Annotated in this window: 22 protein-coding genes; 19 read left to right on the top strand and 3 right to left on the bottom strand. The window is 36.3% G+C overall.

Going from position 1 to position 23682, the window contains the following annotated elements; translation table 11 throughout:
• Positions 1-121 precede the first annotated feature (121 nt).
• From purF to ACFO5Y_RS04365, 9 genes are read left to right on the top strand one after another with little or no spacing between them, the layout of a single operon-like run.
• On the top strand, positions 122-1627 hold the full coding sequence (gene purF, locus ACFO5Y_RS04405) for an amidophosphoribosyltransferase (protein WP_197103456.1): 1506 nt from the start codon (positions 122-124) through the stop codon (positions 1625-1627).
• Positions 1620-2654 carry a phosphoribosylformylglycinamidine cyclo-ligase gene (gene purM, locus ACFO5Y_RS04400; RefSeq protein WP_197103457.1) on the top strand — a complete coding sequence of 345 codons (1035 nt, stop codon included), beginning with the start codon at positions 1620-1622 and terminating at the stop codon, positions 2652-2654. The genes purF and purM overlap by 8 nt, the downstream gene beginning before the upstream one ends.
• 9 nt (positions 2655-2663) lie before the next feature.
• Positions 2664-3254, top strand: coding sequence for a phosphoribosylglycinamide formyltransferase (gene purN / locus ACFO5Y_RS04395; protein ID WP_197103459.1), 591 nt, complete (start codon positions 2664-2666; stop codon positions 3252-3254).
• Positions 3251-4843 carry a bifunctional phosphoribosylaminoimidazolecarboxamide formyltransferase/IMP cyclohydrolase gene (gene purH / locus ACFO5Y_RS04390; RefSeq protein WP_197103461.1) on the top strand — a complete coding sequence of 531 codons (1593 nt, stop codon included), beginning with the start codon at positions 3251-3253 and terminating at the stop codon, positions 4841-4843. The genes purN and purH overlap by 4 nt, the downstream gene beginning before the upstream one ends.
• Before the next feature lie 25 nt (positions 4844-4868).
• Positions 4869-6131, top strand: a complete 1263-nt coding sequence (purD, locus tag ACFO5Y_RS04385; RefSeq protein WP_197103463.1) for a phosphoribosylamine--glycine ligase — start codon at positions 4869-4871, stop codon at positions 6129-6131.
• Between the two features lie 3 nt (positions 6132-6134).
• Positions 6135-6632, top strand: coding sequence for a 5-(carboxyamino)imidazole ribonucleotide mutase (gene purE / locus ACFO5Y_RS04380; protein ID WP_197103465.1), 498 nt, complete (start codon positions 6135-6137; stop codon positions 6630-6632).
• Positions 6625-7776, top strand: coding sequence for a 5-(carboxyamino)imidazole ribonucleotide synthase (purK, locus tag ACFO5Y_RS04375; protein WP_197103467.1), 1152 nt, complete (start codon positions 6625-6627; stop codon positions 7774-7776). Before purE ends, purK begins: the two co-directional genes overlap by 8 nt.
• A 19-nt stretch (positions 7777-7795) precedes the next feature.
• The gene (locus ACFO5Y_RS04370) at positions 7796-8482 is read left to right on the top strand and encodes a phosphoribosylaminoimidazolesuccinocarboxamide synthase (protein ID WP_138403368.1); all 687 of its coding nucleotides are present in this window, start codon (positions 7796-7798) and stop codon (positions 8480-8482) included.
• 15 nt (positions 8483-8497) lie between these two features.
• Positions 8498-12034, top strand: a complete 3537-nt coding sequence (locus tag ACFO5Y_RS04365; RefSeq protein WP_197103469.1) for a phosphoribosylformylglycinamidine synthase — start codon at positions 8498-8500, stop codon at positions 12032-12034.
• Between the two features lie 85 nt (positions 12035-12119).
• Here ACFO5Y_RS04365 and ACFO5Y_RS04360 read toward each other — a convergent pair whose 3' ends face one another.
• On the bottom strand, positions 12120-13109 hold the full coding sequence (locus ACFO5Y_RS04360; protein WP_197103471.1) for a substrate-binding domain-containing protein: 990 nt from the start codon (positions 13107-13109) through the stop codon (positions 12120-12122).
• A gap of 154 nt (positions 13110-13263) precedes the next feature.
• Between ACFO5Y_RS04360 and ACFO5Y_RS04355 the strand changes: the two genes are divergently transcribed.
• The 8 genes from ACFO5Y_RS04355 (at position 13264) to ACFO5Y_RS04320 (ending at position 20847) form a co-directional block, all read left to right on the top strand.
• Complete coding sequence (locus tag ACFO5Y_RS04355; RefSeq protein WP_197103473.1) at positions 13264-14361, top strand: Gfo/Idh/MocA family protein; 1098 nt, start codon at positions 13264-13266, stop codon at positions 14359-14361.
• 13 nt (positions 14362-14374) lie between these two features.
• On the top strand, positions 14375-15334 hold the full coding sequence (locus tag ACFO5Y_RS04350) for a substrate-binding domain-containing protein (protein ID WP_197103475.1): 960 nt from the start codon (positions 14375-14377) through the stop codon (positions 15332-15334).
• A 19-nt stretch (positions 15335-15353) separates the two neighbouring features.
• Positions 15354-16838: a sugar ABC transporter ATP-binding protein gene (locus ACFO5Y_RS04345; protein WP_197103477.1), complete on the top strand. Its 1485-nt coding sequence runs from the start codon at positions 15354-15356 to the stop codon at positions 16836-16838.
• On the top strand, positions 16831-17841 hold the full coding sequence (locus ACFO5Y_RS04340) for an ABC transporter permease (protein ID WP_197103479.1): 1011 nt from the start codon (positions 16831-16833) through the stop codon (positions 17839-17841). The genes ACFO5Y_RS04345 and ACFO5Y_RS04340 overlap by 8 nt, the downstream gene beginning before the upstream one ends.
• 8 nt (positions 17842-17849) lie before the next feature.
• Positions 17850-18764, top strand: coding sequence for a sugar phosphate isomerase/epimerase family protein (locus tag ACFO5Y_RS04335; protein WP_197103481.1), 915 nt, complete (start codon positions 17850-17852; stop codon positions 18762-18764).
• A 167-nt stretch (positions 18765-18931) separates the two neighbouring features.
• Complete coding sequence (locus ACFO5Y_RS04330; protein ID WP_197103483.1) at positions 18932-19360, top strand: VOC family protein; 429 nt, start codon at positions 18932-18934, stop codon at positions 19358-19360.
• 56 nt (positions 19361-19416) lie between these two features.
• Complete coding sequence (locus ACFO5Y_RS04325) at positions 19417-19962, top strand: DUF899 family protein (RefSeq protein ID WP_197103485.1); 546 nt, start codon at positions 19417-19419, stop codon at positions 19960-19962.
• A gap of 201 nt (positions 19963-20163) precedes the next feature.
• On the top strand, positions 20164-20847 hold the full coding sequence (locus tag ACFO5Y_RS04320; RefSeq protein ID WP_197103487.1) for a metal-dependent hydrolase: 684 nt from the start codon (positions 20164-20166) through the stop codon (positions 20845-20847).
• 47 nt (positions 20848-20894) lie between these two features.
• Here ACFO5Y_RS04320 and ACFO5Y_RS04315 read toward each other — a convergent pair whose 3' ends face one another.
• Positions 20895-21308, bottom strand: a complete 414-nt coding sequence (locus tag ACFO5Y_RS04315) for an OsmC family protein (protein ID WP_197103489.1) — start codon at positions 21306-21308, stop codon at positions 20895-20897.
• A 172-nt stretch (positions 21309-21480) separates the two neighbouring features.
• Here ACFO5Y_RS04315 and ACFO5Y_RS04310 point away from each other — a divergent pair, with 172 nt between their 5' ends.
• Complete coding sequence (locus tag ACFO5Y_RS04310; RefSeq protein ID WP_197103491.1) at positions 21481-22158, top strand: RluA family pseudouridine synthase; 678 nt, start codon at positions 21481-21483, stop codon at positions 22156-22158.
• 58 nt (positions 22159-22216) lie between these two features.
• On the opposite strand, the gene ACFO5Y_RS04305 is transcribed toward ACFO5Y_RS04310, so the two are convergent.
• Entirely contained in the window at positions 22217-23026 is an 810-nt protein-coding gene (locus ACFO5Y_RS04305; protein ID WP_197103493.1) for an MBL fold metallo-hydrolase, read from the bottom strand.
• 161 nt (positions 23027-23187) lie between these two features.
• Between ACFO5Y_RS04305 and ACFO5Y_RS04300 the strand changes: the two genes are divergently transcribed.
• A complete protein-coding gene (locus tag ACFO5Y_RS04300) occupies positions 23188-23604 on the top strand; it encodes a hypothetical protein (protein ID WP_197103495.1) in 417 nt (138 codons plus the stop codon).
• The last annotated feature ends 78 nt before the right edge of the window (positions 23605-23682 follow it).

Here is a 23682-nt window from a genome sequence, read left to right as displayed (position 1 = left end):
TTCGACTATAAAGCTTCTGAATTGTTCTCATAAAGATTGTTTCAAATTTTTATAAGGTGTAACTTAAATATGACAAATAAAAGTTTTTTATATAAATATACGAATGGGAGTGAAATATTTGATGAGAACGATTGAAGGAATCAGCTCGATAGGAGCGAATTTCCGTGGTATCGATAGTGTCGTAGAGTCTGGTGGATTATTTGGTATTTGGAATCATCCCTTAGCTAATAAAATCACCTATTTTGGACTTCATGCTTTACAACACCGGGGGCAAACGAGTGCTGGGATAGTAACAAAAGATGAGAACACTTTTACGAGTTTTCGCGGTCGAGGATTAATTTCACATATTTTTGATACAGAAGATAAATTAGAGAAGTTAGTAGGGAACAGCGCCATTGGTCAGGTTCGTTCTGCCACTGTTAGCGATCAGGCAGATGATTCGAATATTCAACCGTTATTATTTCACTTCAATAATCAATCGATAGCCATCACGCATAATGGAAATTTAACTGAAGCCTTGTCTTTACGTCAACAATTAGAGGACGAGGGGGCCGTATTTTCCACAAACTCTGCGGCTGAAATTTTAATTCATTTGATTCGACGTTCAAAGAAGAATAATTTTACAGATGCTTTTCAATCATCCATCGAACAATTAAATGGTGGGTTTAATTTTTGTTTATTAACGGATGATGCGTTGTATGGAGCCGTGGATAAACATGGATTTAGACCACTAGTCATCGGACAGTTTTCTAATGGTGCTTATATCTTAGCTAGCGAAACATGTGTGTTATCAAGTGTTGGGGCAAAATACGTCACAGAAGTGCAGGCTGGGCAATATGTAGTTATAAATGATGAAGGTTATCATATCACAAACTACACTAACTCACAGAAAGCAACACTTGAACCAATGGAATTTATATATTTTTCACGACCTGATTCTGATATTTCAGGAATTAATGTTCATACTGCACGAAAAGAGATGGGGCGCCGTTTAGCTAAAGAACGGCCAACACACGGGGCAGATTTAGTGATTGGCGTACCTAACTCATCACTTTCTTCTGCAAGTGGTTACGCCGAAGAACATAGTTTGCCTTATGAGATCGGATTAATTAAACATCAATATATTGGTAGAACATTTATCCAACCCAATCAAGAATTACGGGAACAAGGAGTTCGGTATAAACTTTCTGTTGTTGAAAGTCTAATACGTAATAAATCAATTGTCCTTGTTGATGACTCGATAGTGCGGGGGACGACAGTGCGCCACTTAGTTGAGTTACTTAAAGGGGCTGGAGCGAAAGAAGTTCATTTAAGAATTGCCAGTCCGCCTATTCGATTCCCAAACTATTACGGCATTAATACAACACATACAGAGGAATTAATTGCTGCGAACTACACAATTAAAGAGTTAAATGAATTGTTTGGTAGTGATTCACTTGGCTACCTGTCAGTTAAAGGCTTAGTTGATAGTATTAATTTTGATAAGAATATCCCGGATCAGGGAGTTAGTTTAGACGCCTATACCGGTCAATACCCTTCAGATATAGGAGATTATCAGAATGAATTTCAAGAAAGTTTAACCCCATTACAAAAGAAAATTATAAAAGGAGAATTTAGTGATGAGTAATGCATATCAACAATCAGGTGTCGATATTGAAAAAGGATACGATGCAGTTGAACGAATGAAAAAGCACGTTAACAGAACAATGCGTCCAGAAGTTATGAACCAATTAGGAAGTTTTGGAGCATTGTTTAAGTTGGACACGAAGCAATACAAAAATCCAGTATTAGTTAGTGGTACGGATGGTGTTGGGACAAAAATATTACTTGCTCAACAGTCAGGTAAATTAAACACCATCGGTATCGATGCAGTGGCCATGTGTGTCAATGATATCTTAGCCCAAGGTGCTCAGCCTTTATTCTTTTTAGATTATCTTGCTGTAGGCAGTACAGTTCCAGAAGATATTGAACAAATCGTTTCAGGTGTAGCGGAAGGTTGTGTTCAAGCCAATGCTGCACTTGTTGGGGGCGAAACAGCTGAGATGCCTGATTTATATGCAAATGGTGAGTTTGATTTAGCGGGATTCTGTGTCGGAGTTGCTGATGAAGCAAATATTCTAGACGGTTCTAAAGTTAAGGCTGGGGATGTGCTCATTGGTTTACCGAGTTCAGGCATTCACTCAAATGGTTATTCATTAGTACGCAAAATATTCTTCAAAGACCATGAAATGAACTTTGAAGATCAACTATCAGATGGACATACATTGATTGATCATTTATTAACACCCACTAAGATTTATGTTAAAGAAGTTATGCCGTTTGTAGATTCACAAAGTATTAATGGGATAGCTCATATTACCGGTGGTGGTTTCTTTGAGAATCTACCTCGGATGTTCTCAAAGAATTTAACAGCAGTTGTAGATGTTAATTCTTGGACCATTCCAACTATATTTAATGAATTACAGAAATTTGGCCAGTTAGATCTCGAGGAAATGTTTAACGTTTTTAACATGGGTATCGGGATGGTCTTAGCAGTTGAAGAAACAAAAGTAGAAACAATTCTCTCAAGTATCAATGAAAGTATGGTTATTGGACGCATCGAGGATCAAAAGAATGAGGGCGAAACTGTTCGTCTAAATATAGATAAGGAGTAGTACTTGACTATGAATCTAGCACTATTCGCTTCAGGGAATGGATCAAATGTTCAAGCCATCATTGATGCAGTCAAAGCAGGAGAGATAGCGGTAAATATTAATTGTTTAGTCTGTGACAATCCTAAAGCTTATGTGGTTAAACGGGCAAAGGATGTAGGGATTGATACTTTAATCTTAAGTCCCAAAGACTGCCAAAGTCGCCAAGCATGGGAGCTTGAAATTATTAAATATTTAGAGGCTCATCAAGTTGATTTAATCATTCTAGCTGGCTTTATGCGAATTATTGGAGCGGACATACTCAATCACTATCCGAAAAAAATTATTAATATCCATCCATCACTCTTACCGGCGTTCCCTGGTCGTAAAGGCATACAAGACGCATATAATGCTGGTGTAAAAGAGAGTGGAGTCACAGTCCATTATGTTGATGCAGGGATTGACACAGGAGAAATTATTGCTCAGGAAAGACTTCAAATTCAACCGGAATGGACATTAGAAAAATTAGAAAATAAAATTCATCAAATCGAACACTCTTTATATCCGAAAGTGATTCAACAATTGGCAAAAGAGTTCAATGAGAAAGGAATCAATGTAAAATGACAAAATATGCACTACTTAGCGTATCTGATAAGACTGGAATCATCGAAGTAGCTCAAACGCTTGTAAATAATGGAATTGAATTATTATCAACCGGAGGCACCTTTAAGACTATCGAAGAAGCGGGTATTCCGGTAACTGCCGTGGAAGATTATACAGAATTTCCAGAAATGATGGATGGACGTGTAAAAACGTTACATCCCAAAATACATGGTGGCTTATTAGGGTTACGCGATAATAATGAGCATATACAAGCTATGAATGACCACGGTATTTCAACGATTGATTATGTCATTGTTAATCTATATCCGTTCAAAGAAACAATTACTAAACCTGATGTCACATTGGCAGATGCGATTGAAAATATCGATATCGGTGGTCCGTCAATGCTACGTAGTGCAGCAAAGAACTATCAATCAGTCACCGTTGTTACAGATCCCGCAGATTACCCAACATTAATTCAACAACTTACAGATAATAATGAAAGTACTTATGAATTTAGACAGTATTTAGCTGGTAAAGTGTTTCAATTGACCTCTCATTATGATGCATTAATTTCAGATTACTTAGATCAGTTTAACAAGAAAGAACAAAACTTTGAAGTTAACCAGTGGTCCCACAAGACATTAACTTATTCAGAAAAGCAATCTTTACGTTACGGGGAGAATAGTCATCAATCGGCTACCTTCTATAAAGAACTCAATGCACCGAAATCTTCCATTGCAGCAGCCGTTCAATTGAATGGAAAAGAATTATCTTACAATAATTTAAAAGATGCAGATGCAGCGATTAAGATTGCAAAAGAGTTTACAGAACCGGTTGCCGTAGCAGTCAAACATATGAATCCTTGTGGTGTGGCAATAGCCGATACAATTGAAGAAGCTTTTGAACGTTGCCAACAAGCGGACCCAGTTTCAATTTATGGTGGAATTGTAGTCGTGAATCGAGAAGTATCACTAGAATTAGCAAACGCTTTAGGGAAGATATTCTTAGAAATTATAGTTGCTCCAAGTTTTAGTTCAGAAGCATTAGAAAGATTAACTAAAAAGAAAAATTTACGTCTTTTAACCATCGATTTTGATGAAGAGTTAAATAAGGATCAAGAAGAATATGTTTCAGTTTCAGGTGGATTATTAGTTCAAGCAGTGGATCAATCCAACGAACTGATAAAAGATTCTTTATCAGACATTCCAAATGCTTGGGATGTCTCGACAAAACGACAACCGACACTTGAAGAACTAAAAGCGATGAACTTTGGTATGAAAGTTGTAAAACATGTTAAAAGTAATGCTATCGTCGTTACAAATGATTATATGACCTTGGGGATTGGTGCAGGACAGATGAACCGTGTTGGTTCTGCTGAGATTGCACTAAAACAAGCCGAAGAGAAAGATGCAACTTTAAGACAGACATATGTGATGTCAAGTGATGCATTTTTACCAATGTCAGATACTGCTGAATTAGCACATCGTCGAGGTATCACAGCGATTGCTCAACCAGGAGGGTCGAAATATGATCAAGACTCTGTTCAAGTTTGTGATGACAATGATGTAGCAATGGTAATGACAGGCTACCGTCATTTCAGACACTAAAATATATTACTTAGGAGAGAACCCATTGAAAAATGTCTTAATTATTGGATCGGGTGGACGTGAGCATGCCTTAGCACTTGCTTTTGCCCGTAGTCCTCAAGTTCAGCAAGTATATGTTGCGCCGGGTAATCCAGGTATGGTTTTGACTAATCATAATATAGAGTGTGTGAATATCCCGGTAACAGAAATCGAACGTTTAGCGGAGTTTGTAGAAAGTTCAGCGATTGACCTGACATTTGTTGGTCCCGAACAACCTTTGGAGTTGGGCATTGTTGATTATTTTATAAGTCTCAATTTACCTATCATAGGGCCAACAAAAACAGCTGCACGATTAGAAAACTCAAAAAATTTCGCTAAAGATATAATGTCACTTGCAAAAGTTAATACTGCTAAACATCGTTTCTTTAAAGCAGGAGAATGTCTAGAAGCGATTGAATATGCAGAAGCCTTAGGGCTACCATTTGTTATCAAAGCAGATGGCCTAATGAGTGGTAAAGGTGTCGTTATTCCAGAAACGATGGAGGAAGCTGTGAGTTCCCTCGAGTTGATGATGGATAAGAATAATAAAGAAGTGCTCATTGAAGAATTCTTAACTGGAACAGAATTTTCTCACTTTAGTTTAGTTAATGGAGATCATATTATATCGCTTGGTACGGCGTGTGATTATAAGCGTGCGTTTGATAATGATTTAGGATTGAATACGGGAGGCATGGGTTCTTTCGCTCCAGTTCCTTGGTTTGATGAAGAAGCAGAACACCGTGTGTTGACGGAGATTGTTCATCCCATTGCCAATCAAATGATCGAGAACGAAACACCGTTCACTGGTATTCTTTATACTGGAATTATCTGGACGAGTGAGGGGCCAAAAGTGATTGAATTTAATACTCGCTTGGGAGATCCAGAGACTCAAGTTTTACTTACGTTGTTAGAGAATGACTTCTATGAAGTTGCTCAAGCTCATTTAGAACAATCACCTATAGATATTCGTTTTAAAAAGCAATTTAATCTAGGAGTTGTACTTGCAGCCGAAGGCTATCCAAGTCTGCCAAAAGCAAATATTCCTTTAAATATTCCAAAGACAATTGAAGACAATGTTTACTTTGCAGGGGTGGATGGTAGTCCTGAGAAAGGACTCCAATCAAGTGGCGGGCGAATCTTAATGGTTACTTCTAGTGGCGATACTATTGAAGAAGCTAGGGAAAAAGTTTATAACGATATGAAACAATTTGATATTCAAGATACATTCTACCGAACAGACATTGGTTTACATCGAAATAAGGAGGCGTAAAGCATGACAGAACAAACAGATATTGCTGTAGTCATGGGCAGTATTTCTGATTGGGAACAAATGCAACATTGTTGTCAATTTTTAGATACACTAAATTTAACTTACGATACAAAGGTAATCTCAGCACATCGCATGCCTACGGAAATGATTTCCTTTGCAGAAGAAGCAAAGGAAAATGGTTATAAAGTCATCATCGCAGGTGCGGGAGGAGCTGCACACTTACCAGGAATGATTGCCTCAAGTACTACTTTACCTGTCATTGGTGTGCCTATAAAATCAAGCGCACTAAGTGGGATGGATTCACTCCTTTCAATCGTCCAAATGCCAGCTGGTGTACCAGTCGCAACGATGGCAATCGGACCAGCAGGAGCCAAAAATGCTGGATTAATGGCAGCAAGAATTCTAGCTGTGACTGACGAAAACGTTGAGAAATCTTTAAAAGAATTTCAAGTGAATCAACGACAAGCTGCTCTGGAGAGTAATGGTGAATTGAATGACTAAGGTAATTCAACCGGGCGCAATGATTGGTATTATAGGTGCTGGACAACTTGGAAAGATGTTAGCTCAATCTGCCCAAAAGATGGGCTATAAAGTAGCGATGTATGATCCTAACCCAACTTCTTGCGGCTTTGCTGTTGCTCATTCAACAACAGTAGCGGATTTTACGGACAGGGAAGCTTTATTGAATTTTGTTCAAAGCGTTGATGTTGTCACTTATGAGTTTGAAAACATCGATGGTGACCTACTTAAAGAACTGGAAAGTGAAAGTTATTTACCTCAAGGGACAGACTTATTACTTAACTCACAAGATCGAATTAAAGAAAAGAAGTGGCTGAATCAACAAGGCATACCTACGACTGACTTTGCTGAAGTTAATACTTGGACGGAATTAACGATTGCGTTAAAGTTAATCAATTTACCAGCAATTTTGAAAACTACGCGCTTTGGCTACGACGGTAAAGGACAAGTTTTCTTAAAAGACCAAGCAGATTTAGAAGCGAAGCAATCAGATATTGAAGCCTTGTTAGAAGAGCAATCATTAATTTTAGAGGCATTTTGTGACTTTAAATATGAAGTGTCGGTCATCGTTTCTCAAGATTTATATGGAAACATTGAAATATTTCCAATAAGTCAAAATCAACATATCAATGGTGTCTTATACTCCAGTATTGTTGGAGCGAATTACTCTGAAGACTTGACTGATCAAATATATGACATTGCTGAGAAGATTGCTAAAGCAGGGAAGCTTATTGGTGTATGTGGGATTGAATTCTTTATTACTGAGGATGAAGAAGTATTTGTTAACGAAATTGCTCCCAGACCTCATAATACTGGGCATTATACACTCGAAGCGACTAACGTATCTCAATTTGATCAACATATTCTTGGAATAACAGGTCGTTCACTGATTAATATTCGCTTGTTTGAACCAGGATTAATGATTAATATTTTAGGTCAACATTTACCTTATGTTGAAAAAGTTAGTCAACAATATCCCGAAGCGATTTATCACATATATGACAAAGGGGAAGCTAAAAAACAACGCAAGATGGGGCACTTTACACTTACAAAACCTGACTATAATCAGTTAGAAACGATGCTCTATCAATCAACAAGCCTAAAGGCATGGCAAGACTTATTCTGATAAAGAAAAGGGGACAGACATGGAATTACTCTATCAAGGGAAAACTAAAGATATTTATCAAGGATTGAATCAGTCGATGATTCTAAAGTTTAAAGATGATGTGACGGGGACAGACGGTAAGTTTGATCCTGGTGCGAATCAAATTGGTTTATCTATTGAAGGTATGGGAAATTTAAACTTAAGATTAACAACTTTATTCTTTCAATTACTTAACCAGTCTGGTATTCCTACTCATTTTATTGATTCAAATCTTAATGAAAATACAATGACAGTGAAGTCTGCAAGTGTATTCGGTAAAGGGTTAGAAGTCATTACTCGATTTAAGGCAACGGGTTCATTTATTCGTCGATACGGGGAATATATTGAAGATGGAGCAAAACTAAATAATTATGTCGAATTTACGTTAAAAGACGATAAAAGACAAGATCCATTAGTGACTAAAGATGGGCTAATTGCCTTAAATATATTAACGAATAAACAATATGAGATATTGATTGATTTAAATATTCAAATAGCACAGATCATCCAGAAAAAACTAGCTGAACATGGGTTTGATTTATACGATATAAAATTAGAGTTCGGTTATGTTAATCATCCAGATAATATTATTCTTATCGATGAAATTTCTGGGGGAAATATGCGTGTTTACAAGGAAGGGCAACTTGTTGATCCTATTGAATTAGCACAATATTTTAACGATTTATAAGGAAAGGACAATTTAATGAGCAAATTTATTGTAGTACCAGCGCCAGATTCTTCATTCTTATTAAAAGAAGCGCATCATTTCTTGAAATTAACAAACTTGCAAGCAGTAAAGCAATATGACGTTTTTGAAACTTCGGATGAAGATGATTTAACATTAGTCGAGCCTTTATTTGAACAAGGTCTTATTTACGAAAACTTAGAGTCATTTAACATTTCCACTGCTTTTCGTTATCGCCAAGTATTGGGGCAATATGATGAGGTCGAAGAGATGACTAACCGTATTATACAAAATATTAAAGGACATGATCTTTCTTTACATCATTCAAGAATTATTGATTTAAAAGGTTTAACTGAAGTCGAAGTAAAAACTTTCAAAACATATTATATTAATGAAACAGAAACTGAACTCGTTTCTTTTAATGCTTTAAATTATGATATGGGAGTCAGCCAAGGCTTAGATTTACAAGAAATAGAAGGTTTTAATGATTTAGATACGGCTGGCTTACAAGAGTTAATTAAAGATTATTCAATGGATCTTGCTGATATTGAAGTCGTTCAAGCGTATTTTCAATCAGAAGCAGTTAATCCAACTGTCTTCCAATTAAAAGTCATCGATACATACTGGTCAGATCACTGTCGCCATACGACATTTTTAACTGAATTGACAGACATATCAGTGACTGAAGGTAAATACCAAGAAGCCATTGAAGCTACTATCGCAGAGTATAATGACGTGCGTGATTCAGTCTATGCTAATCGTCCTAAAGTTAAGCCAGTTACATTAATGGATCTTGCAACGATTAATGCAAAACATGCAAAACAATTAGGTCTGTTAGATAACTTAGATGAATCTGATGAAGTGAATGCTTGTTGTATTCGCATTAAAGTGGATGTTGAGGGTGTTGAAGAAGATTATTTACTCTACTTTAAAAATGAAACTCACAATCACCCAACTGAGATTGAACCTTTCGGAGGTGCGGCTACATGTATTGGTGGGGGGATTCGTGACCCGCTTTCAGGGCGTAGCTATGTTCATCAAGCCATGCGAATTACTGGAGCTAAAAACCCGAATGCGTCATATGAATCAACACGAGATGGTAAATTACCACAACGTATCATCTCACAACGTGCTGCTATGGGATATAGTGACTACAGTAACCAAATCGGACAAAGTGCTGGTTACGTGCGCGAATATTACCATGACGGCTTTGAAGCTAAGAGAATGGAATTAGGTGCCTTAGTTGCTGCTGCTCCAGTTGATAACGTTGTACGTATCAAACCAGAACCTACGGATTTAATTATTTTACTTGGTGGACGTACTGGACGTGACGGATTAGGTGCAGCAGTTGGATCTTCAATGGTTCAAACTGAGAAATCAATCGAACTACAAGGGGCAGAAGTCCAAAAAGGGAGCCCGACCATCGAACGAAAGATTATTCGCTTATTCCGTAATCCAGAAGCTACGCGCTTAATTAAGAAATCGAATGACTTTGGTGCTGGGGGTGTATCAGTAGCTATTGGTGAACTAGCTGATGGCTTGACCATTGAATTAGATAAAGTTCCGACTAAATATGAAGGAATGGATCCTAGCGAAATCGCCTTATCAGAGTCACAAGAACGAATGGCTGTTGTCGTTTCTAAAGCTGATGTTGATAAATTTATTACGCTATCAGAAGCTGAGGACTTAGAAGCGACAGTTGTGGCAGAAGTGACTGATTCATCTTATATGGTGATGCGTTATAACGGTGAAGAGGTTTTCCGCATAAAACGTTCATTCTTAGAATCGAATGGTGGAGCCAAAGCAGCTGATGCTATCATTAATTATTCTGATGTAAGTCAATTCTTTTCTGATTCACGACATGTATTAACTCAGTTACAATCGATTGAAAATGCGAGTCAAAAAGCATTATCACAAAACTTTGATTTTACAATTGGGAAAAATACAGTTCTTGCACCATTAGGTGGGGAGAAGCAAATAACTCCTCAAGAAGGAATGGTCGCAAAAATACCTGTCTTAGGCCAAGATACTTCAACTGCTTCAGTCATGACAGTTTCATTCAAACCTGATCTAGCAACGCTCTCACCATACCACGGTGCTTATTATGCCGTTGTTAATTCAGTAGCTAAAGCTGTGGCCTTAGGTGTTCCTTATCAAGAAACTCGCTTAACATTACAAGAATTCTTTGAGAGTATGGTGAATGAGAATAGTTGGGGTAAACCGACCGCTGCCTTACTTGGAGCCTTTAAATCAATGAAACAATTAGGTTTAGCTGCCGTTGGCGGTAAGGACAGTATGAGTGGTACCTTCGAAGATATTGAAGTCCCACCATCACTTATTAGCTTTGCTGTTGCAACAACTGACTTTACAAAAGTCAATTCGCGAGAATTAAAATCTACAGACTCAAAAATTGTTTTATTAGAAGCTCGATTAAATGCAGATGATTTAATAGATACTGATGAAATTAAAGCTACCTTTGAAACGATTACGAACTTAATTAACGAGAATAAAGTTCGTTCAATCTCAACCATGGACGATAAGACGATTGAAATGAATCTGATTGAAATGGCTCTAGGTAATGCGATCGGTTTTGAAATGAAAGCAGAATACTTACATAAAAAATCTGCCTTAGGATTCTTAGTAGAAGTCGCTTCTGATGTTGAAGTTGAAGGTGGGGTCATAGTTGCTCAAACGAATAGCAGTGATGAAGCAAAATTTGATCAAACATACTCTTTAGAAGAATTGGCTCGTCTTTATGCAGAACCATTAGCTGATGTATTCTCAGACATTGAATTGGTATCTAATTCTGAAGATGTAAAACATGCATTAGAGATTCCAGAAATATCATCGAATGCCAAAGTGTTAATCCCAGTCATAACGGGAGTGCATGGTGAATATGATCTGTATGAATCATTTAAACGATATACTGAACATGTTGATTTCTTTATCATCAAAGAGGAATTAGGTTACAAAGAATCAGTCAAAGAATTCGCAAGTAAATTATCTGACTATGATGTCTTAGCTTTCCCTGATGGCTCAATACTGTCAAATCGTCTACAGTATGGACAAGCGATTGAACTACTAATTAAAGACATCAAAGCCGAATTAGAAGCATTTGCCAAAGATAAGTATATTCTAGCTATTGGCGCATCATTTGCTGGATTTGTTCGCAGTGGTTTAATTGAGTTTGGTTACGTCCAAACAGGAACATCAATTAAGTTTAAAGAAAATCCTATGGAGAAATTTGTTTCTTCTGTCGTGACAGCGAACGTCGTAAACGAATCAATCTTTGCTGCCGATGGTTCATATTCAACAGCCATTGCTGGTGATCACTTAATTGTTGAATTGGATGAAGTCGCTTTAGAGAAACAAATCCTGTCGAAATACAATACTTTCTTTGAAGGTGAAGCGGGGATAGATGCTATGATTGATCCAAGTGGTCATATTCTTGGAATGAATGGTAACTTTGAACGATTTAATTTAGATAGTTTCAATAACCTAGAGGTTAACGAAGCACCTTTCATTGCGAATTTATTAAAAGTTGTAGGGAAATAATTAAATTATATAGAAATCACCCTCTGAGATTGAGTCTCGGGGGGTGATTTTTATGATGATAACTTATTCTATTAACTTATCAAGGCTATGAAGATTCTCGAACGATTAATGTTGTATCCAAAAATATTTGCTTTTCGATTCGATTACTTTTATTAATTTTCTCGCGTAATAATTCGAGAGATTGATAACCGATATCAAAGCGCGGTTGATTAACCGTCGTTAGCGAGGGGCTGATGATATTGGATAAGTCAATATTATCAAAGCCAATGATTGCAATATCTTCTGGGATGCGATAGTTATTATTGAGCGCTGCCTTCGTTGCAGCAGCTGCAAAAATATCTGAACTAGCAAAGATCGCATCGACGTTATCATTTACTTGTAAGTAGTAATTGAGTTGCGAATAAACTAAATCATAATTAATTGTTGAGAAGTACAAAATATCATTCTCTGATACAGCTATCTTATTATCTTCACACGCATTCAAAAAACCTTCTTGACGCATGACAGCATAATTGTGATTTAATGTTGAAGTGACGTGTATTAATTTTTTCCGGCCAGATTTAATTAAAAACTCCGTTGCATTATATGCAGCTTTAGTATCATCAATACTAACTAAGGACAAATCCTTATGGTAGATATAATCGGAACACATTACCGTCGGTATGATATCATTGAGTCTTTTAACAATATTTGCATCACTGAAAGGGGATAGGGATATAATTCCAATAACATTAATATCCTCAATGAGTGACAAATAGTAATCAATATTATTTGTCGTTGTCTTTGTTCGCGTAATAATCATGCGGTAGTTAGATAATTTGGCTGCCTTTTCGATGCCTGAAAGAACATCAATATTGAAAGGGTTTGCATAATCCGGTACGAAAACAACTACTGTATTAGAGATTTTTACTTTGCTCGCAATTTCGTAACCATTGTCAATTAAAGTTCGAGTGATGGCTGATTTTAGAGATTGACTGACATTTCCTTTATTATTTAGTACCCGTGAGACTGTTGCGATAGAGACGTTGTGATCATCTGCAATCGATTGTAGCGTAGCAGTTTTTCGTTTACCCATTCTCTCACCCCTCATTTATTTGACAAAAGCATATCATATTAAATAATGGATGTAAAATTTACATTTAAATATTTATTGATTTGAATGGATGTTGTTAATATAATAAAGAAAACACTTACACAACAAGTGTGAACTTTACAAAAGGAGGGGTTATGTGAAAAAAATACATGCCGCAGTTGTTGGAATTGGATTTTTAGGAATTCAACATATTGAAGCTATTCGAAGAATACCCCATACAGAAGTCGTCGCAATCGTTGGTCGTGACTTAGAAAAAACGCAACACCAAGCAAAAGAACTAGGTGTCGAACATGCTTTTGTTTCAGTAACGGATTTGATTAACTCAAGCTTGAACATAGATGTGGTGCATAATTGCACACCAAACGGACTTCATTATAGTATTAACAAAGAATTAATTGAAGCGAATATTCATGTATTCGGAGAAAAACCTTTTACAGTAAACTCAAGTGAATCAGAAGAATTAGTCAATCTAGCAATTGACAAAAATGTAAAAGGGGGCGTGAATTTTAACTACAGACAAAACATTATGGTAAGTGAGATGAAAGAGCGTGTAAAAAATCAGTCGATTGGAAAGCCTTGGTTTGTACATGTGGAGTACTTACAAGATTGGTTATTGTTTCAAGATGATTATGATTGGCGAATGGACCCAGAAATGGGAGGGAAATCTCGTGCTATAGGAGATATTGGTTCACACTGTTTCGATACAATTCAACACATTCTTGGTGAGAATATTGTTGAAGTCGAAGTGAAGAATTTGCGTAAGTTTAATCAACGATTCGATCATGGAACCACCCATGATATTACAGATGAAGATGTGTCGATTATTTTCATTACTTTTGAAAGCGGTTTAAATGGATTAATCCGATTGTCGCAAGTGTCAGCAGGTAAGAAAAATGAGTTTAAAATTTCAATAGAGGGAGATAAACAAACACTAGAATGGAATCAAGAACGTCCGGATCGATTGTGGATTGGTAATAGAGATATCGGGAACACTGAAATCTATGCGTCAAAACAGTATTTAACAGATGCTGCCGCAGACATTGCTGTTCTACCCAACGGTCATCCTGTTGGTTGGCATGATGCAGTGACGCAAGGGATTCAGAATTTCTATGAAAATATAAGAACAAATACAAATGAAGATTTTGTCAATTTCAAGCAAGCCCATTATATTATGAAAATCATTGATGCGTGTGTCTTAAGTGCTCAAGAAGGTAAAGCAACTCAAGTCAATTAAAAGGAGTATAACCATGAAAAAAATTAAAAACTTACTCATATTATTCGTAGCATTGCTTATGACTGTTTCTGGAATCAATATCGCATCATTATCTCAAGTCCAAGCGCAAGAGGAACCAGGTGAATTGGCAATTATCATTCCTGGGGCTGAACACGGTTGGTTAGCAGGTGTAGCTTATTTCGCTGAATTAAAAGCTGAAGAATTAGGCATTGAAAATTATCGAATCTTAACGAGTTCAAACGTGAATGAGCAGGCATCTCAAATTGATGAAGTACTATCACAAGAAGTCGGTGCAGTTGTCTTACTACCGCATACGGACGAATTATCTCTATCAGCACAAAAATTAGTTGACGCCGACATTCCTTTAATCGTCTTTGACCGTCGAGTGGATGTTGATTATACAGCTTACGTTGCAGGAAGTAACCCAGAAATTGGTGAAATGACCGCAGAACTTCTAGGTGAAGAGTTAGCTGGCGAAGGAAAAATCGCTGTCTTAAATAACCCAAGTGCTGGGTCAGTGAGTTATGAACGTGTCGATGCATTTAAAGCAGTAATGGAAGAAACATATCCAGATATTGAATTAGTTGACATGACTGTAGAAAACTTTACTCAAGAAGCTGGATTAAGCGTAGCGACGGATATGTTAGTTGCCAATCCAGAATTGCAAGCAATATTCTCAATTGATGACGAATCATCTTTAGGAATTCTGCAAGCGATTAAAGATGCGGGCCGCGATGACATTCAATATCTGTCTGGTGCTGGTGGATCACAAGCTTATTTCCAAGAAATTGCTAATAACGAGGACATTAATCTATTCACAGCAACATATTCACCATCAATGATCGGTGATGCGATTGCTGAAGCATGGAAAGTATTAAATGGTGAAGAAGTAGAACAAGATCAAATTGTATCACCAACAATTGTAAATAGTGACAACGTTGAAGACTTCCTAGATGAGAACTCTCCGTACTAAGTTATAAAGGAATGATTATATGAATCCTGTTGCAGAAATGAAAAGCATTACCAAATCGTTCGGTAATAACCATGTGTTGAAAGAAGTTGACTTTACATTAATGCCAGGGTCCATTCATGCGCTCCTTGGAGAAAATGGAACTGGAAAAACGACACTAATGAATATCCTTGGGAATATCATTCCCAAGGATTCTGGTTCTATCGAACTCTTTGGTGAAGTCTATGATGAGAAGGAAGTAAAGAATCAAGTTGCTTTTATTCACCAAGAACTCTCGTTAATTAATGATTTAACCGTGTTTGAAAACTTATTTTTAGGACGAGAATTAAAAAAAGGTGTCTTTCTTGATAAAAAAGCAATGAGAGAAGAAACTGAGAAATATATCCAAATGTTAGATGTGGATCTAAATGCAAATCAATTAGTCGGGACGTTAAATCCAGCACTAAAACAAATTACTGAAATACTCAGAGCTGTCATGCAAGAAGCAAAGATTATTATTATGGATGAACCAACATCCTCATTAACCGATGTTGAAATTAATCACGTTTTTAATGTCATTCGGAATTTAAAAGAGAGCGGCGTTAGCATTATCTTTATTTCACATAAATTAAATGAAGTACTAACGATATGTGATTCTTATACTATAATGCGAGACGGGCATGTCGTTGCCACAGGTGAAGTGACTGATGATCTCACTGAAGCTCATTTAAGTAGTCATATGGTCGGGAAAGATTTAAGTACGGATATTATTTATAAAGAAAGACCCATTGGCGAAATGATTCTAGAATTAGAGGATTTAACAAAAGAGCGTCAGTTTAAAAATGTAGACATGACACTTAAAAAAGGTGAAATAATCGGTGTCACAGGTTTATTAGGTGATGGTCGAAGTGAACTGTTTATGTCAGTTGTAGGAGCTAATAGTCCTTTTAAAGGGACAGTTAAAGTAAATGGTCAAGCAGTTAAGATTAAGAATACGACGCAAGCGATGAAGAACAATATTACTTACGTACCAAAGAACCGGAAAGAAAATGGGATTATATCTGATTTAAGCATCAAAGAGAATATGATTTTACCTATTATGAATAGTTTGGACCAATATGGTATTTTAAATTCTAAAGCGATTCAAGAACATAATCAACGCTACATTAATGAATTATTCATCAAAGTATCTGATACGAAGAATTTAATTACATCACTCTCTGGGGGTAACCAACAAAAAGTTGTGTTAGCCAAGGCGCTTGGAAGTCAACCAGAGATAGTCATCTTAGATAATCCGACCCAAGGGGTTGATGTTGGTGCAAAACTCGAGATTTATTCATTAATCATGAAATTAGCTGCTGAAGGGATTAGTTTCATTATACTATCCAGTGAATACCCAGAATTATATAACTTATGTGACCGAGTATATGTGATGTTCCATGGTGAAGTGAAACATGAATTTCGTAGAGAAGATTTGAATGAAGAAGATATTATGTTAATTGCGACAGGAGGTTCCGTCCATGGATGAGATAAAAACTCAAGATAATATAAGAAATACTCAAAAGACGTCAACAGGCGAAAAAGTTAAAGCAATATTGGCGAACCATAGTGCCGCAATCGCATTGATATTCATTATGATCATTGGAATTATTTTCAGAGGGGATGTATTTTTCACCTATAGTAATTTGATGAATGTATTAATGAATAATTCCTTTATTGGGATCATTTCTTTAGGAATGACTTTAATTATATTAACGGGAAACATCGATTTAGCCGTAGGTTCTCAATTAGCTCTATCAGGTCTAGTAGCGGTCACTTTATTAAATAATACAGAAAGTGTCATCATTGCAATATTAGGAGCAATTCTAGTAGGCGCGATAACCGGTGGCTTATCCGGGATGGCGGTATCATACTTCAATATCCCGTCATTTATTGTTACTTTAGGGACCATGCAAATATATCGATCCTTTGCCCAATACTTTTATAGTGGGGGAGGAGTGATGGCATCAGCTACTAACGCGGATACCTTCACGAATATATCAAATTACCGATTATTTGGAGAAATCCCGATGCCAATTGTTTATTGGATTATCTTAAGTTTATTAATGGTACTATTTACTCGAAAAACAGCCTTTGGCCGGCATATATTTGCTGTAGGAAGTAATGAACGGGCGACATTCTTATCATCCGTTAATATTCACAAGATTAAAATCGGTGTATTTATTATGTCTGGTGTACTTGTAGCCATTGCGGGAGTGTTAGAGGCGTCTCGTTTAGGAAGTATGAACTCTGCCTCATCGGGGCGGTCATATGAGATGGACGCGATTGCCGCCGTTGTTATTGGAGGAACAGCTATGAACGGAGGGCGCGGAAGTATTATCGGTACGGTCTTTGGAACTTTAACAATCGGTATCATCAATAATTTGATGAACTTATTAGGTGTTCCATCATTCTTAGTTGGAGCAATTAAAGGCTTTATCATTATTGGTGCCGTTATGTTACAAAAAATCATGTCCAAACATAAAGAGTAGGTGCATATATGAAATTAGGACTTGTAACAGCAATATTAGAACATATGAATTTTGAAGAAGTGATTGATTTCGCTTCGAAAAACGATATCGAAAGTGTTGAATTAGCATGTTGGCCGAGTGGCGACGCTGAACGCAGATACGCGGGAGTCTCACATATAGATGTTAAAAATCTGACAGATGAGAAAGTGGACTATATCCGAGCTTACGCTAAAGAACGTCAAGTAAGTATCTCTGCTTTAGCATATTACCCTAATCCGTTATCACACGATAGCAAAAAACGCGACGAAGCCGTAGAGCATTTAAAGCATGTGATTAAAGCAGCGGATCGTTTAGATATAAACTTAGTGACAACATTTATTGGTAGAGATCAAACAAAATCTTTATCAGAAAACTTTGCGATATTAGAAACTGTTTGGCGACCATTGATTGATTTAGCTGAGTCACTACAAGTAAGATTAGGTATTGAAAATTGTCCGATGTTATTTACAGAGGATGAGTGGCCTGGGGGACAAAATCTAATGACGAGTCCTTCAAATTGGCGAAAAGTATTTGAGATCCTTGATAGTGACTACCTTGGCTTAACGTTTGACCCTTCACATTGCATTTGGCAACAATTAGATTACATTCAACCAATCTATGAATTTAAAGATAAATTATTCTTTGTTCACTTTAAAGATATAAAACTATATCCAGATAAATTAGCCGATGTAGGTGTGATGGCTACACCACTTGAATATATGGCTCCAAAATTACCTGGTTATGGGGATGTAGATTGGTTAGCATTTCTGTCAGTCTTATCAGATATTAAGTATAATGGTCCGACAAGTATTGAAATAGAGGATAAAGCTTTTGAAGGCTCGATAGAAGAAATAGAAAAATCAATCCAACATAGTGTGAATTACATGAAAAGTGTCATGTATTGAAGCATGTTAAGTAAAGGCGAATCTTCCGATTCGTCTTTTTAAGTGCCTTAATTTTATTGTTCAAAAGTGTAACGGCTTTCAATTACTGTTATAATATAGGAGTAATGTGAACAAAAAAGGGTAGTCAATTGTTAGTGACCCGTAGCCAAATAAAGGAGTGTAAAATAATGAAAGCAATTCCTTATTTCAATTTTGCTAATACTTTAGAAGTGTTAGAATTTTATCAAAAACTAGGAGCAACGGATATTCAAATGGTTCTTGGCTCAGATGAGATGTTTATTGAAATGCCTGAAAGCCAGCGTCCAAAGAATCCAGAAAAGTTTGTTATGAATGCCGAATTTAAGATGTTTGGTAATAAAATATTTGTTTCAGACACATGGGACCAACATAAAGCCGACCACACAGATAGTAATATTAGTTTTGTATTTGATCTAAATGACTCTAAAGGAGTTCAAGCTGTTAAAGACTTCTTTACTAAAGCTACTGAATTAGGTTGTACAATTGAAATGCCACTAGAAGAAGCTGAGTGGACTGAAATGTTCGGGATGATAAAAGATCCCTTTGGTCTGTCTTGGATGTTTAGTGGCGAAAATTAGAATTTAATTGAAAGACTCGCTTTAAAAATACATTAACATAGAGAAGGAGCTTCCCCATGTCACATATTGATGATGAAATCAGAGAATTATCACTAGAGCTTTATCAAACATATACAAAACTCCAAGAACTTAAGAAGCAGAAAGAGCCTCAACCTGTTAAAAATTATGAATTTCTTACAGAGAATCATAAACCCATTCACTTATTAGACATGTTTAAGGATCAAGATTATATGATTGTTATTCATAATATGGGCGGAAAATGTTCATGGTGTACTGCCTGGGCAGATGGCTTCAGTGGTATTTATCCTTTAATCTCAAAAGAAGCTGCTTTTTATGTATTAAGTCCAGATTCACCGGAACAACAAGCTGTTATTAAGAGTGAGCGTGGTTGGCAGTTTCCAATGGTTTCCATCGCTGAATCGAGATTTGCAAAAGACATGGGCTTTCAAGAAGGCACAAGCTACTTTCCAGGTCTTTCCGTTTTTGTTAAAAATGCAGATGAAACGATTTCTCGAATAAATTCTGCACCTATTGGCCCGAGTGATCAATTCGGTGTGTTATGGCATCTATATGATTTATTGCCAAACAATCCTATGTCATAAGTGTTTCTTGTGTAAATATTATCATTTTAATACGAATTATAGTGAGTAGCTAAACTGATTTGACAATAGTTGCTCACTTTTTTTTAGATATTTTATGATGCGATTTATGGAATTATAAAGTATATATTTTGTAAAAGTTATCCATAACCATTACACTGATAATGTGGAGAAAGCGTTCTATATACATAAGGAGGTAATGTCATGAAAGCAAGTTTTCATGGACACGCGGTTGTTCGTTTAGAATTAAATGATGGAACAAAAATATTAATCGATCCATTTATTACCGGGAATGGCTTAACTGATTTAGATGCCAATACAGTAGAAGCAGATGTAATTTTACTCACACATGGGCATTCTGACCATTTAGGAGATACGGTGGATATTGCAAAGCGTACTGGCGCTAAAGTTATTTCGACAGTTGAAATAGTAAATTATTTAGCTACTTTAGGCTTAGAAGATTTACACGGTATGCAGCCAGGTGGGGCGCATGAATTCGACTTTGGAAAAGTTAAGATGACGCCTGCAATTCATGGTTCTTCCATTGATATTGATGGTAAGCCATTTACGCTTGGTTTAGCGACTGGACTTTTAATTACTGCTGATGACCAAACGGTCTATCATGTGGGTGATACCGCACTTTACTCAGATATGAAACTTATCGGGGAAAGAAATGAGATTGATTTAGCCTTTATCCCAATTGGAGATAACTTTACGATGGGACCTGACGATGCTGCGGTAGCTGCAAAATGGTTACAAGCGAAAAATGTGGTTCCAATCCACTACAATACGTTTCCTTTAATTGAACAAGACCCAATTGTCTTTATTGATATGCTAGATAAAGATGTCGGATTTGTTCCGCAAATCGGAGAAACAATTGATTTTTAATTATATTAAAAAGCCAGCTAAGTCAAATCCTTAGTTGGCTTTTTGCTTTATACTAATTTAAAAGATAGCTTTATGTTGTTTCCTTTACTTAATATGCTTGAAACTTTACAATGACGATGAATAAATCGTTCTAACCCAGCTAACTGACTATCATCTAAGTTTGCATCCGTTTCTACGATGACTTCCGCATCTAAACGCCACTCAGGTTTCTCGTCAATAAAATCCCCATCAATCTGTGCATTTAATACAGAGAAAGCAATTTTCTTCATATTTAAGTAAGATACTGCCGACATTAAATGACATCCTGCTAATGATACCAACAGCATACCTGTCGGAGATGTCCCTTTGCTAATTAGATCAGGGGTTCGTTCAGTATAGTCCATTGTATAAGAAAAACCTTCAATGTGCGTTTCAACTTCATAGTTATCTTTGACTTTTGCTTCAACAAATTTTTCTGCCACGACTCATTGCCTACTTTCTGTTATTTATTTCAAATAAATATTCAATATAGAGATTATAACATATAGGATCAAACAGATTCAGTTCCATGCATTTATTATAATATACGTTTTTACTTAGCTATATAATCAGATCCATGTTAGGATAGAATCATTATGTTTTTAGGAGGGCACCATGAAAGTTGCTATATTGTATGAAGACAATCATTTATTGGTCGTTGAAAAGCCAGTAAATGTCCCCGTACAAGAAGATTCTAGTAAAGATTTAGATTTATTAAACTATTTGAAAGATTATATAAAAGTACGCGATAATAAGCCAGGAAATGTATACATGGGCTTAGTTCATCGTTTAGATAGACCAGTTGGGGGAGTCATGGTGTTTGCGAAAACATCTAAAGCAGCTTCACGTTTATCTAATTCCATCAGAAAACATGAACTAAATCGTTTTTATTTAGTCGTTGCAATGGGGAAATTACCAAAAAATTCGGATACAATCACCCATTACTTATGGAAAAAACGAAAAACTAACCAAGTTTATTCGGTTGAACAAAATCATCCTGATGCCAAAAAAGCTGAGTTAAGCTATGAAGTATTAAATCAAAAGGAAGGCATGACTCTGGCTCGAGTAGAATTACATACTGGACGATCGCATCAAATTCGCGTTCAATTTCAAGCGATGGGGACACCTTTGTATGGTGATCAAAAATACGGAGACAAACGCGTAAAACCCCACACACAAATTGCTTTATGGGCGAATGAAATTGAAATTCCTCATCCTACACTCAAAGAAATCGTACATTTGACTTCTAGACCGCCTCAAAGCGAACCGTGGGATATTTTTAAAGATATATAACAAAGAACCCACAATTAACTTGTCTATCATCAAGTTAATTGTGGGTTTTTAACGTCTATTAAAAACTTTGAGAAGTATAGACTAGATTCCCGGCATTCCCTCTGTAATGAGAGGTATTTCGGTTCCTAGCGACAAAAGACTCTTTACCTGACATTCTAACAGCTAAGCGATCATCTGAATTTAATAAGATGCGTTCAGCCCAATACAAGTTATCTTTAACGACCTCAATCGGTTCTGAAAACGAATTGTGCTGAGTTAAAACAACTCTAAAGTTTTTCTGTAATTTACTTAATTTCACTAAAGCATCACGATATTCTTGAATGGAAGCACTTGATTCTAAATTTAATAATGTTGGATTCGCACAAGCATCCCCAAGCATTGCGACTTCTAATTCGGGGATGATAAAACCCATGATTCCCTTTGTATGACCTGGCAAGTGGACAGGGCGGATTGTTACGCCTCCTAAATCAAATACATCCTTTTCATTATATGAGATGTATTTCACGTCACCTTGTGACAAGAAATTCTCTTTAGGGAATGATTTGTTAAAGCGACGCAACACGTTATTCATAGTTGAGTGTCTTGTTTCAATTTTTGTTCCGTGCTTTACTAACTCAAATTCACCTTCTGGTAAGTACACAGTATCGTATTGTCCATTCCCCCCAGCATGATCGGGATGACCGTGACTACAGATGACATCATAAGGTAAGTCAATTAATTCATCTACCACGGACCTTAAGTCTCCATAACCAAAACCAGTATCGATTAAAACAGCTCGGTCTGATCCTTTGACGATATACGAACATACATAAGGCATCTTGATTCGAGTAATTCCCGGAATTACCGGTTCTACTTTAAATAATTCCATATTAATTCCTTCCTTTGAAACTTGTAATATAAAGATAGGATTTGTAAATTCACATATGCTAATATAAACTAAGTAAAAAGAGTTTTCAATTATCTTGTTTATATTAAATCATAATAACCTTAAATATTATCAACTAAAAGTTAAAGAGGAGGAGAGTAGCGATGCCAGAAAATTGGTTAAAACGATTGTTAACTCGCTTATTACTAACAGGAATTGGTCAAATTTTATTAATTACGCTATGGATGCAGTTTCCTGGACAAGAAGCAGCTGGTTATCTATTCCTTCTGATACTATTTGCGATTCCAGTTGGGACGATTTCAAATTGGATAATAAAAGTGTTAATAATCAAAGTAATAGGGCACACTCGGTCTAAATTAATAAAAAGTATCATTCCATTCATAATAATTGCAATCATAACTTATGTTTTATACTTATTGTTACTTGTTTCAACCCATAATTTAATATACATTACCACTTTATACGCAATCTTGTCTTTACCTTTACTATTGTTAGAAATGCTGATAATTGTATTTAAACTGAACAAGGGCAACAGAGATGGTAACAAACGAAATATTTAATAAAGGAGTTTTCCTACTTTTAGTCAAGTGCTATTTAGAGAGAGAGTAGTAAACTGATAGGCATGCCAAATAATCCTT

This window comes from Ruoffia tabacinasalis (assembly GCF_042652985.1).
Taxonomy (GTDB): Bacteria; Bacillota; Bacilli; order Lactobacillales; family Aerococcaceae; genus Ruoffia; species Ruoffia tabacinasalis.
This window is presented reverse-complemented; position numbering and strand designations above follow the sequence as displayed.